Source organism: Dyadobacter sp. CY323, from assembly GCF_021390245.1.
In the GTDB taxonomy this organism is placed as follows: Bacteria; Bacteroidota; Bacteroidia; order Cytophagales; family Spirosomataceae; genus Dyadobacter.
On sequence record NZ_JAJUXH010000017.1, the window covers coordinates 61,527 to 76,836 of the forward strand.

Annotated in this window: 13 protein-coding genes; 3 read left to right on the forward strand and 10 right to left on the reverse strand. The window is 43.7% G+C overall.

Annotated elements, in window-relative coordinates; all coding sequences use genetic code 11:
* Positions 1 to 152 precede the first annotated feature (152 nt).
* Both rplS and dapF read left to right on the forward strand, forming a co-directional pair.
* Entirely contained in the window at positions 153 to 515 is a 363-nt protein-coding gene (rplS, locus tag LZG72_RS21255; protein ID WP_233876893.1) for a 50S ribosomal protein L19, read from the forward strand.
* Positions 516 to 695: 180 nt separating this feature from the next.
* Positions 696 to 1,475, forward strand: a complete 780-nt coding sequence (gene dapF, locus LZG72_RS21260) for a diaminopimelate epimerase (protein WP_233876895.1) — start codon at positions 696 to 698, stop codon at positions 1,473 to 1,475.
* Positions 1,476 to 1,535: 60 nt separating this feature from the next.
* On the opposite strand, the gene LZG72_RS21265 is transcribed toward dapF, so the two are convergent.
* Both LZG72_RS21265 and LZG72_RS21270 read right to left on the reverse strand, forming a co-directional pair.
* Positions 1,536 to 1,838, reverse strand: a complete 303-nt coding sequence (locus tag LZG72_RS21265; protein ID WP_233876897.1) for a rhodanese-like domain-containing protein — start codon at positions 1,836 to 1,838, stop codon at positions 1,536 to 1,538.
* A gap of 6 nt (positions 1,839 to 1,844) precedes the next feature.
* The gene (locus LZG72_RS21270; protein ID WP_310590566.1) at positions 1,845 to 2,987 is read right to left on the reverse strand and encodes a DEAD/DEAH box helicase; all 1,143 of its coding nucleotides are present in this window, start codon (positions 2,985 to 2,987) and stop codon (positions 1,845 to 1,847) included.
* Positions 2,988 to 3,157: 170 nt separating this feature from the next.
* On the opposite strand from LZG72_RS21270, the gene LZG72_RS21275 reads away from it, so the two are divergent.
* Positions 3,158 to 3,982, forward strand: a complete 825-nt coding sequence (locus LZG72_RS21275; RefSeq protein WP_233876900.1) for a hypothetical protein — start codon at positions 3,158 to 3,160, stop codon at positions 3,980 to 3,982.
* Positions 3,983 to 3,991: 9 nt separating this feature from the next.
* Here the strand turns inward: LZG72_RS21275 and LZG72_RS21280 are convergent, their stop codons facing one another.
* The 8 genes from LZG72_RS21280 to LZG72_RS21315 form a co-directional block, all read right to left on the reverse strand.
* Positions 3,992 to 5,722, reverse strand: a complete 1,731-nt coding sequence (locus LZG72_RS21280) for a M14 family metallopeptidase (RefSeq protein ID WP_233876902.1) — start codon at positions 5,720 to 5,722, stop codon at positions 3,992 to 3,994.
* Between the two features lie 22 nt (positions 5,723 to 5,744).
* Positions 5,745 to 6,914 carry a lipase family protein gene (locus LZG72_RS21285; protein ID WP_233876904.1) on the reverse strand — a complete coding sequence of 390 codons (1,170 nt, stop codon included), beginning with the start codon at positions 6,912 to 6,914 and terminating at the stop codon, positions 5,745 to 5,747.
* A gap of 56 nt (positions 6,915 to 6,970) precedes the next feature.
* Entirely contained in the window at positions 6,971 to 7,993 is a 1,023-nt protein-coding gene (locus LZG72_RS21290; protein ID WP_233876906.1) for a hypothetical protein, read from the reverse strand.
* Positions 7,994 to 7,998: 5 nt separating this feature from the next.
* Positions 7,999 to 10,680, reverse strand: a complete 2,682-nt coding sequence (locus LZG72_RS21295; RefSeq protein ID WP_233876908.1) for a DUF3352 domain-containing protein — start codon at positions 10,678 to 10,680, stop codon at positions 7,999 to 8,001.
* Positions 10,681 to 10,691: 11 nt separating this feature from the next.
* The gene (locus tag LZG72_RS21300; protein ID WP_233876910.1) at positions 10,692 to 11,432 is read right to left on the reverse strand and encodes a glycosyltransferase family 2 protein; all 741 of its coding nucleotides are present in this window, start codon (positions 11,430 to 11,432) and stop codon (positions 10,692 to 10,694) included.
* A 73-nt stretch (positions 11,433 to 11,505) separates the two neighbouring features.
* Positions 11,506 to 12,627 carry an acyltransferase gene (locus tag LZG72_RS21305; protein ID WP_233876912.1) on the reverse strand — a complete coding sequence of 374 codons (1,122 nt, stop codon included), beginning with the start codon at positions 12,625 to 12,627 and terminating at the stop codon, positions 11,506 to 11,508.
* A gap of 2 nt (positions 12,628 to 12,629) precedes the next feature.
* The gene (locus LZG72_RS21310) at positions 12,630 to 14,327 is read right to left on the reverse strand and encodes a hypothetical protein (protein ID WP_233876914.1); all 1,698 of its coding nucleotides are present in this window, start codon (positions 14,325 to 14,327) and stop codon (positions 12,630 to 12,632) included.
* A complete protein-coding gene (locus LZG72_RS21315) occupies positions 14,324 to 15,244 on the reverse strand; it encodes a transketolase family protein (protein WP_233876917.1) in 921 nt (306 codons plus the stop codon). The genes LZG72_RS21310 and LZG72_RS21315 overlap by 4 nt, the downstream gene beginning before the upstream one ends.
* Positions 15,245 to 15,310: the final 66 nt, after the last annotated feature.

A 15,310-nucleotide genomic window follows, 5' to 3' on the forward strand; every position in this document is an offset into this window, starting at 1 on the left:
TATTTAACTGTTTTAAAAGGAGATAAGCTTTCAGATAAAGGGAAAAAATCTTAGCTTTGCACTCGTTTTCGCAATGGCTGTTTTGAATGAAGGGGCGTCACCCCGTCCGCTGGAAGCAAGCTATCATTTTTAATCCATAACAAGCACTCGTCATGAGCGAACTTATTAAACTCGTTGAAGCTACGATTGAAAATCGTAAATCCGAGTATCCTGAATTTGGTTCAGGTGACACGATTAATGTACACGTTAAGATCCGCGAGGGTAACAAAGAACGTGTTCAGCAATTCCAGGGCACTGTCATGCAACGTCGTAATCTTAGCGGCGCAGGAGAAACTTTCACAGTACGTAAAATATCGAATGGTATTGCCGTAGAACGTGTTTTCCCGATTCTTTCGCCAAGTATCGCTAAAATCGAATTGATCCGTCGCGGTAAAGTACGCCGTTCACGTTTGTTCTACCTACGTGGCCGTCAAGGTAAAGCCGCTCGTATTAAAGAGCTTAAAGTGTCGAAATAAAAAATTTTATTCCGGCCAGAAATTTAAAACCCTGCATGTGATCTTTTCCTGCAGGGTTTTGTTGTTTTGGAAGTAGCTAAAAGCTTTTAGCCATTAGCCATTAGCCCTTTATACTAGTTGTAACTGCCAATAGCTAACTGCCAACAGCTAACAGCTAACAGCTAACTTAACATTGCTATTATGAAAATTACATTCTATAAATATCAAGGTACCGGAAATGATTTTGTGATGATCGATGATCGCGATCAGACGTTTCCTGTTTCAAAACAATTAATAGCATCCATTTGTCATCGCCGGTTTGGTATTGGCTCCGATGGGCTGATCCTGCTTCAAAATGCGGAAGGGTATGACTTCAGGATGGTTTATTTCAATGCGGACGGTGGCGAAGGGAGTATGTGTGGAAACGGTGGCCGTTGCGTGGTGCGTTTTGCAAGTGATCTCGGGATTTTCTCAGGCAGTACGCGGTTTATTGCAGTCGATGGGGAACACGAAGGTACAGTTAATGATGATATCATTCGGTTGAAGATGTCCCATGTGCAGGAAGTGCAGCATTATCCGGAGTTTGATTTTTTAAATACAGGCTCACCGCATTATGTTACTTATGTGGATCATGTGGAAGAGGTGGATGTGGTAAACCTAGGTAGTGAAATTCGCTATGGATCCGTTTATGGTCCGCAAGGTGGTACGAATGTGAATTTTGTGGAGGTCATTGAGGAGAACCACCTGAGTGTCAGAACGTATGAGCGCGGCGTGGAAGATGAAACATTCAGCTGCGGAACCGGTGTGACTGCCTGCGCATTATCAGCCAATTTGAGGAACGGCTGGGAGAGCCCCATTACCGTGGAAACAATCGGAGGTACGCTGGAAGTAGCTTACGAAAAACGTGGCGACGGTGAATATGGCGACATTTACCTGATCGGCCCGGCTGTCCGGGTTTTCGAAGGAAGTTTGGATATATAAGATGATCTTCTGGTTAGAAAAAAGAAAGGCTGCGAGTGTGAGATTCGCAGCCTTTCTTTTTTATTCCGATTCGATAATACCACCTTTTACGTGGTAAATTTCTTTATCAACCCATTCCGGGACCCGGCAGTAGTCCATGGCTGCCACTTTACTCCTGACCCCGTTTGTGCAGATCACAACGATTTTTTGATAATGAGTCAGCAAATTCCGTTTGTCCCGGATCTCGGCAAGTGGAATGTTTAATCCGCCCTCATTAAACTCTTCAAATTCCCAAACTTCACGGACATCGACTAATACAGAATCAGGACTGTGTATCACTTCCCTCGCCTGCTTTAAATCAATATCCAGATAAGCCTTTCGCATTCCGTTTTACCGTAATACTGCAAATGGATGATCATTAACGACGGGGATATTTTTTGCAATCAGCTTGTGAATATCCTTCAAAAACGGTTTTTCATCCCTGTCGCAGAATGAGAATGCAATGCCTTTTGCACCTGCGCGACCTGTCCGGCCGATGCGGTGAACGTAGGTTTCCGGAATATTAGGAATCTCATAGTTGATCACGTGAGTCAGATCATCGACATCAATTCCTCTCGCAGCGATATCAGTTGCCACCAAAACCCGGAGAGATTGGTTTTTGAAATTTTTCAATGCATTCTGACGCGCAGTCTGTGATTTGTTACCGTGAATGGCTTCCGAAGTAACTCCGGCTTTTTTCAAAACCTTCACAACCTTATCTGCGCCATGTTTTGTTCTGGTAAAAACCAATGCAGTTGCAATCGTTTTATCTTCCAGAATATGTAGTAACAATGAATTTTTGTCTGACTTATCAACAAAAAATACGGATTGACGAATGGTTTCAGCAGTGGAAGAAACCGGAGTAACTTCTACTTTCGAAGGATTTGTAAGTATCGTATTTGCCAGCGTAACAATCGCGGGAGGCATGGTAGCAGAGAAAAACAGCGACTGACGTTTCGCAGGCAACAACTTGATCACCTTTTTTACATCGTGTACAAATCCCATGTCGAGCATTCTGTCGGCTTCATCCAACACAAAAAATTCGAGTTGGTTCAGCTTGACAAATCCCTGATTGATAAGATCCAGTAACCGGCCCGGAGTAGCGATGAGAATGTCAACGCCCCGGAGTAACGCATCGGTTTGTGGTTTTTGACCTACTCCGCCGAAAATAACGGTGTGTTTCAGACGTGTATACCGTCCATAAGCCGCGAAACTTTCGTTGATTTGTATGGCAAGTTCGCGTGTTGGAGTAAGAATAAGCGCTCTAATGCGGCTTTTTTCCAATTTACTGATTGGCTTTTCGTGCATCAATTGTAACATTGGAATCGCAAAAGCCGCCGTTTTACCTGTTCCTGTTTGTGCGCAGCCCAATAAATCTCTTTGTTCTAAAATAATGGGGATCGCTTTTGCCTGGATCGGTGTGGGAGTGGTGTACCCTTCTTCTTGCAGAGCCTTTGTGATAGGCTCAATGAGTTTTAAATCCTGAAATATCATTTGGTTTTGATTGACTGTTCCAGATCAAAATCCAAACAGTCTGAATGTATAAACGGTCTTATGACCGAGAGGATAACAGGATTGACATTTTAAACGTTCAGTCAATATACCTCGCAGGTTTCTTTTGTATTGCTTAAATTTCGAATGTTTTCATCAACGCTATGTTCATTATGGTCAAAGTATCTGCATTATCGATCCTGTTATTCCTGATTTCTTTCATCGCTAACAGCCAGGATATCATTGTAAAACGAAATGGCAAAACCATTGAAGGCAAGGTTACTGAGGTCGGGATCGACCGGGTCTCCTATACAATCAGTAATGAACCGAAAAGTGCGATTTTTGTCATTAAAAAGAATGAACTTAATCGGATTGAATTTGCGAACGGTCAGACGGTTTTTATAAATGATCAGATAGGAACGGGTAAGAGACGTGAGGAAGTTTCTGTAAATGCAGAAGGTTTTGGACGGAGCCAGATCAATTTTTCTCCTTTCAAAGCATTGGATAGTGGCCCAGGGTTTGGTGTGAGTTATGAGATACAGGTGGATAAAAAACAATACCTCGGCGTGATACTGCCGTTTACAATCACCTTTCCGGATCGCTATAATTATCTGTTTGATTCAGGAAACACCGGAAGAAATGAAATGTTTTATTTTTCACCCGGACTGAAAATTTATCCTTTCGGTCAGCGAAAAGTGACCTATGCGGTTGGTCCGCACATTTTCACGGGTTTCGGCCAATCATACACGACTTCCACCAATTACGATCCTGGCACAGGTGTCTATACCAATGTGGATCGCCGGACGAAGAATTTCAGATTAGGTATCATCGTCAATAACTACATCAATTTTCAGATTACCCCCAAATTTCAGCTTGGTCTGAATGGTGGTCTGGGATCCCGTTACATTGATCGCGAAACCACGGACCTGAACGTTATCAACCGCGGAGGCATTAATATCACCGGGGAGTTTAATTTTAACTTCGGGCTGCGTTTCTGACAGTTAACATTATTTCATTAACCTAAAAACCGGGTAACGCAAGTATTCTTTCTCGCGATACGGCGAATGGTCATAAATGAAATCGAGCTGTGCATTTCCGTTTTTAGCAAATTCCGGATCCGCTTTCTTTTTGTCTTCCAACTGTTTTTTTAGCTCGGGAGATTTATCGAGTAACTTTTTTGCCAGATCTTCAAAAACATAAGCCGAGTAATGTTCTTTGGCTTGCAGAATGGTGTCGAAGAAATTCCATTTAAAGAATGAGTCAACTGCTTTTGGTTCGAGCGTTTCGATAATGTAACGGTTTGTCCATTGATTTACAGGTACATACCAATCTCCTTTTTTGAAAACGATTGTTTGCTTTTCCGTCCTCAATGTCACGCCAGTGTGCCAGTAATGGCCCTCAAATGGACTTTTAGGCGTCTCCACATTTTCAATGTGATAGGTTTCCACTTCCATCCGCGTATCCTTTTCCAGCTGTTTCACTTCTACCTGATTCAATTTCAACAAATCGATCACATTAAACCAACCTTGCGGAATCAAGTAGGCCACGGGCTTCGTGACCTCATCCAGCGGGACATAGGTGTCATAAAACGGAATGGTTTTGTTCAGAGGCTTCGAGCGATTGTAGTACAGACGTTCCACACCACTTACCTCGCTGGGAATGTACTCAGGTTCGTAGCCTTTAAATGGGATTTGCGTATTCTTATCCTTATTTACCTGCCAGGTTACAGCAAACTTTTCCTTTGATTTTACAGCTTCTTTCGTGTCTTTCCTGAGTTTCAAAAGTTGCGACCGGTGCTGCGACACGAATTTGATGTTGCCATGCAAATAGGCATAAGTCGACTTAACGCGCTGATCATAAGGTTTTAGCATATGCGTTTCTGTCATTACGCCAATCGTATGGAACAATGCCGCATACCCGGTCGAATATCTGGGCCAGTCGGGAAATTGCACGAAACCTTTGTCGGGCGTCTGCCCCCACGCATTCACATAAGGTGTTGCCTCGAACCCCGATTGCGCCAGATGTTTGTACATAAAAGGCAGAAACACTTCATTATTGAATTCACCGAGTTTTCCACCAAGCTTATCTTTCTGGGCATAATCCAGGGTCATCACATATTGATAATCGGCGCCATTGCTCACGTGCGTATCTGCGAAAAGATCCGGGTCGAGTTCATGGAAAATGGCTGCGAAACTTCTCGCGTTCCGCGTGTCACTTTTAATAAAATCACGGTTTAAATCATAATTCCTGGCATTTCCTCTAAAACCATATTCTTCCGGCCCGTCCTGATTTGTCCGCGTTGTACTGTTTCTGTTGAGTGCCCCGCCAATGTTGTAGAATGGGATGATTGCCAGAACTACGCTGTCAAGTTCAGGAAACTTCGAAGGATTCGTAACGATATCTCTCAAAAGCAGCATAGACGCATCCACGCCATCCGATTCGCCCGGATGGATCGCATTGTTGACCATCAGGATCGCTTTTCCCTGAGCCTTCAATTTCTTGATGTCAAATTGTTTGTTTTTAGAATATAGTACCAAATGGAGCGGATTTCCACTGTCCGTGAGACCTTTTGCGGTCATCTGTATTTGAGGGAAATTTTTGGCAAGAAGCCTGTAAAATGCGATTCCTTCTTCGTAGGTTGGAGTTTGTTTTCCGCCGCTCGTTTCAAATCTGGTTTTGTACTGAGCGTTTGCTGAAAATGTGAAAAGTAGGAGCGTAATGAGGAGTGATTGTCGCATTATATATGATTTTTCTGACCTTTTATTTTTGATACTTATCTATTAAATACAAATACTGCTGCGGCAGATGGTGTGCAAACGGGTTTTCATCCGAATCCGGGAACAGCTTGTAATAGTCGTCATCTGCCAGTAACATAATGGTAGGCCCGATCCGTACAAAATTGCTGCTTTTCATGTAAACCGGCGGCTCAAATTCTGGCAGTACCTTTTTCACGGCTTTCGAGGCATATCCGCCCAGGTACTTCTCATAGTTCTTTTGAGCTTTGATACTCGGTTTTTTCATTTTCCTGTAGGCATGCCGCAATGCCACGCGGGCAATCAGTTTTTGTTTCCCGACAATACTATCGATGTTTTTGAATGGGTTCGTGTTATTAAAGTCAGTTAAACTTTGGCTTGTAAATGGTACTTCCGGCACCCAATCCGCCGAATTGACTACATTATATCCCCAGCCGCCATCTACCAAATGCTCGTATTCATAAGCATAGTAGGTGTTTCCAGCTTTCGGCGCCGCACTGGCATACGTCTTGAACCGGATGTCTTTTGGCAGGATCCCCTGTTTTTGGAGTGAATAAAGATGTGATGTAAGCAAATACACAATACCACCTCCCTGACTGTGACCCATTACCAAAAACTCCCTGCTACCCGCCTTGTAGCAGGAGTCAATTTTTGGGACGATATCTTTTGCCAGAAACGCCATTCCCACCAGCCAGCCTACATGCACGCCCGCACGCGGATTTTCGGCAAGATTGTAATTGAATGTAAACGAATTGCTAAGCTTTAACGCACCCTTTGCCGGGACCATCGCTGCATAAAAATTTTGCATCCACGATACAGGTGCCTGCGTGGTTCCCCTCACATTAATCGCCACCACAGATCGTTCATCCTTCCAAAGCTCCCAGCGATTTTCCATCCCGATAACCGGAGAGCGATAAATGGATTTGAAGTGTGCCGGTTTCGGCGAAACAAACCTGGGCTTGTTGGGATCGGCCTTCGTGGAGTCGTAAATCAGAGAGTGCATATACATCAACTCCATGTACTCCACTTTATCAAAACCTGGCTTTAAATTATTTTTTTGCGCATTTGAAGCATTGCTCGCGAGAATTACCAGGAGAAGCATGAACAGAAGTGTGCTTTGCGAACTGGAATCACGAAGAGATCGATACAGGTTTGTCACGATTAAGATGGTGCGCATTAGTGATGGCCGATGCAATTCCTAAAAATAGGAAATCTGGGGACTATTTGATGATTTTAAACGCTATCTCCGGTTAACAGCTTCCTGATAAGTGCATTAGCCTTATCAAGCCAGAGATATTGGCCCTCGCAAGTCCAGTGAGAGTCTCCGTTTTGGTATGCTTTGTTGCCCATTTTACGAAACTCTGGCAGAACGTCGATATACGGAACGCCAAGTTTTGGATGGCTATAAACTCTCTCGATAAGGCGGTTATATTCTCCATATTCCGGATTGATCACCGAAACTTTATTTGGGATAATGGATAAAATAACGTGCTGGAAACCCAGAGAATCGAGGTAATCCCTGGTTTCGTTGACATTCATGACGATGCTGTCGAGCTCATACTTGTCAAGTTCGTTGAAAGAAGAGGTGATTGTAGTGTCCGTATCCATGTAATAAACCACATCCTGACCATTATTCACGAGCGTAACCCCTGAATTTACCCGGCCAAAAACATACCGGTTAAAATCCGCTTTCCATTCTTTTATCGTAAGAAAAAGGTCATTTTGAAACAGTAATGCGTCCAGACGATCCTGGGTGAAATTGGCAGCGAAAGCGTTATCTAGTCTGTGCGCAAATTTTGGGGCCGGAACTTTGGTAACGAAAGTGGCCGTATCGGGAATGAGAATATTGAGACGCGATTCACTTTTCTGTCTGAAATGCCGCTCGACCGATTCCATCAGCATGATATTCGTTTCGGTCGTATCTAACTTAATATGAAGAAGTTCACGCCAATGAACAAAGGTGTATTCGTCGACCGAGAAATCCTGCTTTCCAACACGATCCTCGGTGAAACTATCACCGATTACATATAAATGGGATTTTTTGCTGGTTTGAGGCTTTGGCGGCGGCGTGTAGCCAATACAAGCTTTCCGGGGATCTTGAAATTGAGAAAGATTAGAAAGCCGGTAAAGATCGCCATAATGATAACCATCCTCAATCACTCCATCATGCATCAGCTTGTTGACCAAGAAGGGACTGAGACCTATTGCCCAAATGATACAAAAAGTAATCAGAACCAGATACCTCAAAAATTTCATCGGATCTATCGCAGCTTAATGGACCAAACCTGTATTTTCTTTTCTGACCGGCTGAATATCAACAATTTATAATATCCCGGCTGATAAGTCAGTTGCACCGGCATTTCGGAAGGTATGGCTTTATCTCCAAGCCTTTTGCCGGTCATGTCAAAAACGGTCGTATAATTTCCTGACTTAATGCTGATAAACCGGTTGTCTACTCCAAAGAAATGGTACTGGATCGTTGAATTCGGCAGAATATCCTTAATCTCAAACAAATCGCGACCGTCTTTGGTGATAATGGCCGTTTTGGAATTAACGGACCGGATTAAAATCCAGTCGAGTGAATTGCGGTCGAAAAGAACTTTAAAACGCGAGCCCGGTTCCGGCCTTAAAAGTTGCCGGCGGGAAGCGACTTTTCCATCGAGTGTAATCCGGATCAATTCTCCGGAAACGGTAACACCTACCAGCTCAGGCTGGCCCGTCTGAGGGTTTTGTGTCCATGTAAACGGACTTTCCGCGCGGGTAAGAATGTCTACCGGGAAACCCGGACGAACTGTTCCGTTTTCTTTGAGGAGGTAAATCTTTCCGCTTTTCTCAGTGACAATAAATCCGCGGTTACCAATCTGGTTCAATGCAACGATCGGGCTTTGAATGCTTTCAAAACTAACGGAATTGTTCAACCTTTTGATCGGTTTCATCACACTTTCCCATAAATACAATCCTTCGTTTTTGCTCTTGATAATAAACCGGTTACTACCATCGTCGCCTCCATCAATCGAGTAAAGTGCCGCGATCTCGTCGGCAGAAGGTAATGTGCCGGTGAACGTCGTCACATTGCTCGAATCGTCTTCATCCAATGCATACACCGTATTTTTTGTAGCAAAAATGCGTTGTTGCCTACCGATATTCAGGAAGTCAACTTTATATGCCGAGGTGCTGATCGGACCGTCGAGCTTGGCAATGACTTCTGTTTTTCCTTCTCGCAGATTATTGGTCCTGAGCAAGTTACTTTCTTTATCTGTAAGCAAAATCTCAGAACTGCCATCGATCGGATTTTGTAATGCGGCCAGTTCGGAATCGTATATGTCCGGCCATTCGATGTCGATGTTCAGGAAAGTCCGGTTCAGAACTTTACTTGCAGTTTGTCGTTTTTTGGGAGTAAGCGTGATTTCCGGAAAGGCGTTATTACCATCAAATTTGCATTGAAATGTAATGGACTCCATTTTCGAAACCAGGTCGGTGTACTTGGTAATTCCATCGTTTCCGCCACGTGACTGCGCTTTTCGTAAATTGACAATCATGGAAAGCTGCGCTTCCGCATTCACATTGGTCAGAACACTATCGTATTCGGGAGACTGTTTCCAGGTAATCTGATTTTCGTAATCCACAATGTAGTTCTGCAAAACCTGCGGATTGTTACTGATCACCAGGTACGGCGCCACGTAGGTAAGATAACTTCGTGGAAAACCTGAAAACACCGGCCCATAAAGTCCTGAGGGAAGCTCGGGAATGGGTACCGAATAAATGTCATATCCCTGATACTGATCGACAGAAGTATTTGTTTCCTGGTTCGATAGGCGTGCCAGTCTTTGTAAAACCGGCCTTAACTTATCGTAATTGGAAAATTCAGCAAGTAAAATCTTTCCGTCGCTAATGCTGTTGTTTTCTTCCAGCTGACATAAAATCAGTTCTGCTCCCAGGTTATCAATGAGTAAATTGCTTTCTCCGGAAATGTAATATTTAAGCTTATCCCAGGAAGCGGATTTGTATTTTTTATGCCAGTTTAAAAAAGCCTTTTTGAATTTTGCTTTATCCACTACTGCCGATCTGTACAAAAAGGAAGTTTGCTGCGAAATGTGTTTGTGGCCGGCGAAAGGTGCGCCGGGATTATCTTTTACGATGTTTGTCAGATAGCTATCAGGTGCGTCTGTACCCGATGATTTCAATGAGAGCGCTCCCTTTTTTTTGATTTCCTCTAAATGGAAATCCTGGTAGGTCGGAAAATTCCGGGCAAATTCGGCAAAAACTCCGGTTGCATTTTCAGTAGATATGACTGATTTCCAGGCATCCGCCCGTAGATAAATGCTCGTTCCGTATTCTGAATCGTCGATGCTTGCAAAGTGTGATCTCAACCGGAAGGATTCAATATTTAAAGTCGACGCGCGAACTGCATCTTCGACCAGATCTCCATAATAACTGACAATGAGCAGATTGTCTTGAACCAAATAAGAAAACAGCGGCCGGGAATTGGCGTCGATCATATCGGTGATCCGGGTATTCTGAAAGTTATGGTGCAGCGCGCGGATTTTGGCATTTTGCGGACTGTCCAGCCATTTCTTTTCTTCCTCAGTTACAGGAATATACATCACAACCCCCCATTCTGTGCTGGTCCTCGGGTGATATGAATACGAGAGTGATTTGCCTTTTAAGAACTTGTATAACCTGACTTTGTCGGTGGTTAGAAGATTCAGTAATGAAAGATTGTCACTGGCGACGTCCAATAATGGAAGACGTTTAATGTCCAGATCTGCCTCCGTCGCCACATAAAGAGAATCTTGCAAATGCTCACTGGTAATAACGACAATCGCATTGGAAGGAATGAACTTCCACGCAGCAGTAGAGCCACGTGACCACCTAAACAGGAAATATCCTGCCGACGCGATGACTACGATCAGCAGGATAATGATAACGTTCTTTTTAGACACAGGCCTGGTATTTAAGCACGTATCGCCTTTACGTGTTTGTTGAGTTCAAGGCGGAAACGCAATAGTTCTTTGAAGCTTCTGATGCAGACTTTCCACAAATTCCATTTGACGATGGAAACCTCGCCGGTTTCGCGGTCTTTGTGGGTAATGGGAATGTCAAATAGCGTTTGTCCTGATTTTTTCGCCATTACCGAAAGGAAAATGTTCGGCGCAAAAGGCTCCGGATCAGGAAGCTGGTCCATCAATTTTTGCAGAAATGTTCCTTTTATCAACCGAAAAGGAATATTGCTGTCCATGATGTAGGTTCCGTAAATCAGCGAAATGGTACTGCGAAGGAATTTGGTAATGAAAAGCCGAACGCCCGCGTCATGTCTCACTTCGCGATAGCCGAGGATAAATTGAGATTGATCTCTCTTGCTCCAGAGTTTGTCAAAATCGTCTGAAACAAACTGATCGTCACTATCCGTTTGAAATACGTATTGGGAGTTCAGTTCCAAAGCTTTGCGATAACCGTTTACAACCGCATTACCGTGACCGCCGTTTTTTTGATTAATGACCGTAAGATTGGGAACCTCCTGCTGTAATTTATCTAAAAGGACCTTGGTATTGTCCTTCGATCCGTCATTGATTACAATGAGTGTGGTGTTGTCGTTGGGGAATTTATTTTTAAGAAAGCCAGTCCAGTTATATACTACTTTTTCGATACAATCCTGTTCATTGTATGCAGGCATTACTATACTAAGAAGGTACATGCAAAATCTTATTTGGTATGTCTGAGCGAAATTAATAAATAAAGCCTGTAACCGGGCTATGTAAAATGATTATTTAGTAAGCGTACCTGTCTTTCAGCGAGTTAATAGGCTTCTCGAAAAAGTGCCACGAAACCGAGGCGACCATCACTGTGAGAGCGACCACCACCAGTGCTTCAAATGCCACAGATCCTTGTAAATCAGGCACATACTGGTATATTTTACGCAATAAACGAACCGTAGGATGCATCGGGCCACTGTGGAAATGGTTGTAAACGAAATTGTGATAGAGATACAGACCATAGCTGATCTTACCCAGGTAGATGCTCACCGGGTTTTCAAGAAAAGCGGCCATGATCCCGCCATAACCCATTACTGCGCGGCCAATCAGGAAAAATCCAAAAACAGAGGAAATGAGCCGGTCGAAAACGACGAATGCAACATTGTACTTGTTTTCAAAAGATTTAGCCCAGAACTGAACCAGGATCCAGAGCACTAATGCAATGACCACCGGCCATGATTTGTTAAAAAGTTTGATAAAAACATCACTCTTGTATAATTGCAGCCAGGCCATTAAACCGCCGAGTGCAAACGAATCCAGACAGGTAGGGGTACTGACATACGTCACGATCCAGTCGGCGGCATTAAAGTCTTTTTGAGAATAGTAAATAAAGAATCGTAGCGCAATACTCAGCAATCCCATGACGCCCAAAACGGGGATCAGTTTGTTTTTGGGTACAAAAAAGATCAGGAATGGAAAAAACAGATAGACCTGTTCTTCGACAGCCAGCGACCAGAGGTGGTCCACGGAACCCAGCCACGATTTGTGAATGACCATATAAATGTTAGTACCATACAATGCCAGCCAGGGGAGTTTATCGCGGACCGGCGGAACATTGAAGATAAACAGCAGAGCTATGATGAGATAATAAACCGGGAAAATACGGATAGTCCTCCTTATCAGGAACTTACGAAGGTATTTTTTAAATCCGCCCGGAGTTCCTCGCGTCTTTTCCTTGCTTTTCAACAAAATCCTCGAAATGAGGAAACCACTCAAAACGAAAAAAATCGTGACACCCAGTGCTCCAAATGGAATGATGTTTATTGCCACAAACAAATGGTCGATCAACACCAAAGCGACGGCAATGAAACGGACCCCGTCCAGTTGTATAATATGTCCCTCAGCGGTAGTACGCATATTTACCAGTTAACTCTCACAGTATTGTTCTTGATCTGACGGATCGTAATCTTTTGGTTTTTGAAAAGAATACCAGCGTCATCGCCTTGTAATCGGATCAATGCGACGTTATAAGTACCTTTTTCAAGCGGATCGGAATAAGGTATTTTTGAATGAAACCCGGATTCAAAGTAATATTGTTTTAAGAAAAGCTCCTTTCTGCTTTTGTTTCTCGTGCGAAGCGCCGGGAAAAGGTAAAATCTGTTTTTTGAGCTCAACAAAATATACACGCCGCTATCCTGTAACCGCTGGCTTGTAAATGCGGTATTCATGACGTTAAAAGATCCCGTGTCCGCTTTAAATGCGGTTCTATCAAACAATTCGACCATTCCGCGCGAGCTGCCCGAGTACGATTGCCGATCCGCAATGGAAATAAGAGGTAGCAATTTGTCGTAAAAAACAGGGGTCTTTTCAATGATACTGGCGGCAAATGACGTGTCGGCAGGTTGTTTCAGTGACTTGTCTGTAAATGTCCAGTTAAACTGGTAGGAAGTCAGTTCCTTCCGCAAATTATAAGCATCAACCAAATGATAATGGTAGCTGAACACGTTGAATGTGATAGCCAGAAAGACGATGGCGGTAATATAAGGTGAAAGGAAACTTCCCCTGATCGGGATTACAATGTAGAGGTAGGCGACGATCAGCAACAGAACTGAATAGATTTTATATCTGCTGGTTATCAACGTGTCCAACCCAAATCCGGCCCGACTGTAAACGACGATCAGGGCAGTGCCGAGAATAAACATAACAGTGCCGAGGCAGAACAGATCGGTAATGCGTTCGAATTTGTTGCCGTATTTATTCCGGGCGATCCTGAACAATGTCGCGGACATGATGGACAATGCAACCAGAAAAAGGACAATGCCAAGAAAGAAACAAGCCTGGAAATGGTCCATTACCGGAATTGATTCAGCAAACGAACCCAGAAAAGCCATATATCCTTTTACCAATTGAAAAAAGGAAGCTTTTGAAGCTGGATTTGACTCCGGTTTTATATACCAGTAGAAGTAAATAAAAATTTCGGCTACGCTGGCGACGAGCCAGAGCGCAAATCGTTTTCGGTTTTTTGTTAAAAACAATAAAACAGCACCGATTGGAAGTACCAGCAACCCATTTCCACTAGTCAGGATGGTGACGAGTGACAAAACGAGTGAGACCGCAAATGGGGCGTTTTGAGGTTTAATGCAGAGATAAAGTGTCCATAACGCGAGGGTAACCACACCGAAGTTCTGGACGGCGGCCATTCCCCAATACATGTTTTCCCAAAATGCGAGTGTAAACCAGATAAAAGGTATGGGTACGAGCGCGAAAAGCGGTTTTTTATTCTTTTTAAGAATATCGTAACAAAGTGGAATTACCCCCAGTAGCAAAATATTTCCCGCCATCATCAAATGCCGGTAATTGAGGTGCCCAAACAGAGAATAGTCCAGCCAGGCGATCAGGCGGGTAGTGGCAATGCGATGTTCATTGTGTTGTGAAAAAAGCGCTTTTAGTTTATCCTGCCAATTGGCCGCCTTTGCGTAGGTTTCAATAAATTCCTTGAAAGCGTGGTCATCCCATTTCGGGATATTGATAGCATAATAATTCCAGACTGTATAGTAAATCAGGATTGGTAGCAAAAGGATCAGGCTCAGAATGATGGTTAAAGCCTTTTTAGTCATGCCGGAATCATTAGTTGGCTGATGTGCGATAAAATGGAGTCCGGATCGAGGCCCGATAATTTCTGATGGTAGCCCTGACTTCCATAGCGGCCATTCGGATAACCTTCTGCTCTGAGGCTTTTAAAACTCTGCGGAAAAATCCCTTTTTCCAGCAATTGAACCGAAAGTTGCTGGGCCAGACCGCCAATGCTGATGTGTTCTTCTGCAACGAGGATCGCCGGTGTCTTTTTGATCATTGCTACCAAATCGTCATTCAGCTGCAATGGGAAATGCAATGCCGTGATCACATTTACTTTAGATGCCAGTTCAGGCGCCAGACTCAGCGCAGACATGACATTGTTAGCAACCGGGCCAAGTACAAAAACAGTGATTTCAGCCGTCTCGGAATGGTTTATTACCTTGAAAGAACCTGCTGAAAAACTGTTATCCGGTGTTGTTTTCCCAGCCCCCAGCCGCAAATAAGCTGGGCGCGCATCTTTCACGATTTGTTGAATGACAGGCTCCACTTCGTCAGCAAACGCGGGTACCCAAATCTGGGCATTCTGCTGGCCGCTCAGGCAAGCCAGATCTTCAATGGTATGGTGGCTGCTACCCATGATGCCGTAGCCATAGCCACCGCCGTTTCCTACCAAAAAAACCGGCAAGTTGTTGAAACACACATCGTTACGAAACTGTTCCAGACAACGGTAAACGATAAATGGCGCAATGCTGTAACAAAATACTTTATATCCTTTATGTGCAAAACCAGCCGCCACGCCAACCATGTTTTGTTCTGCAACACCTGCATTGATAAACCGTTTACCAAGCTTCGCCTGAAGATTTTCAAGTGCATTATATCCTAAATCGCCGGTTATGAAAACAATGGAATCATCTTCCACTGCCAACTTTTCCATCGCGTTTGAAAATTCTTTTCTCATTCGTGTAGTATTGTGCTGCCTATCAAAACATTATTAGACATTTCGAAGTAAAAAACCTGGATCTCT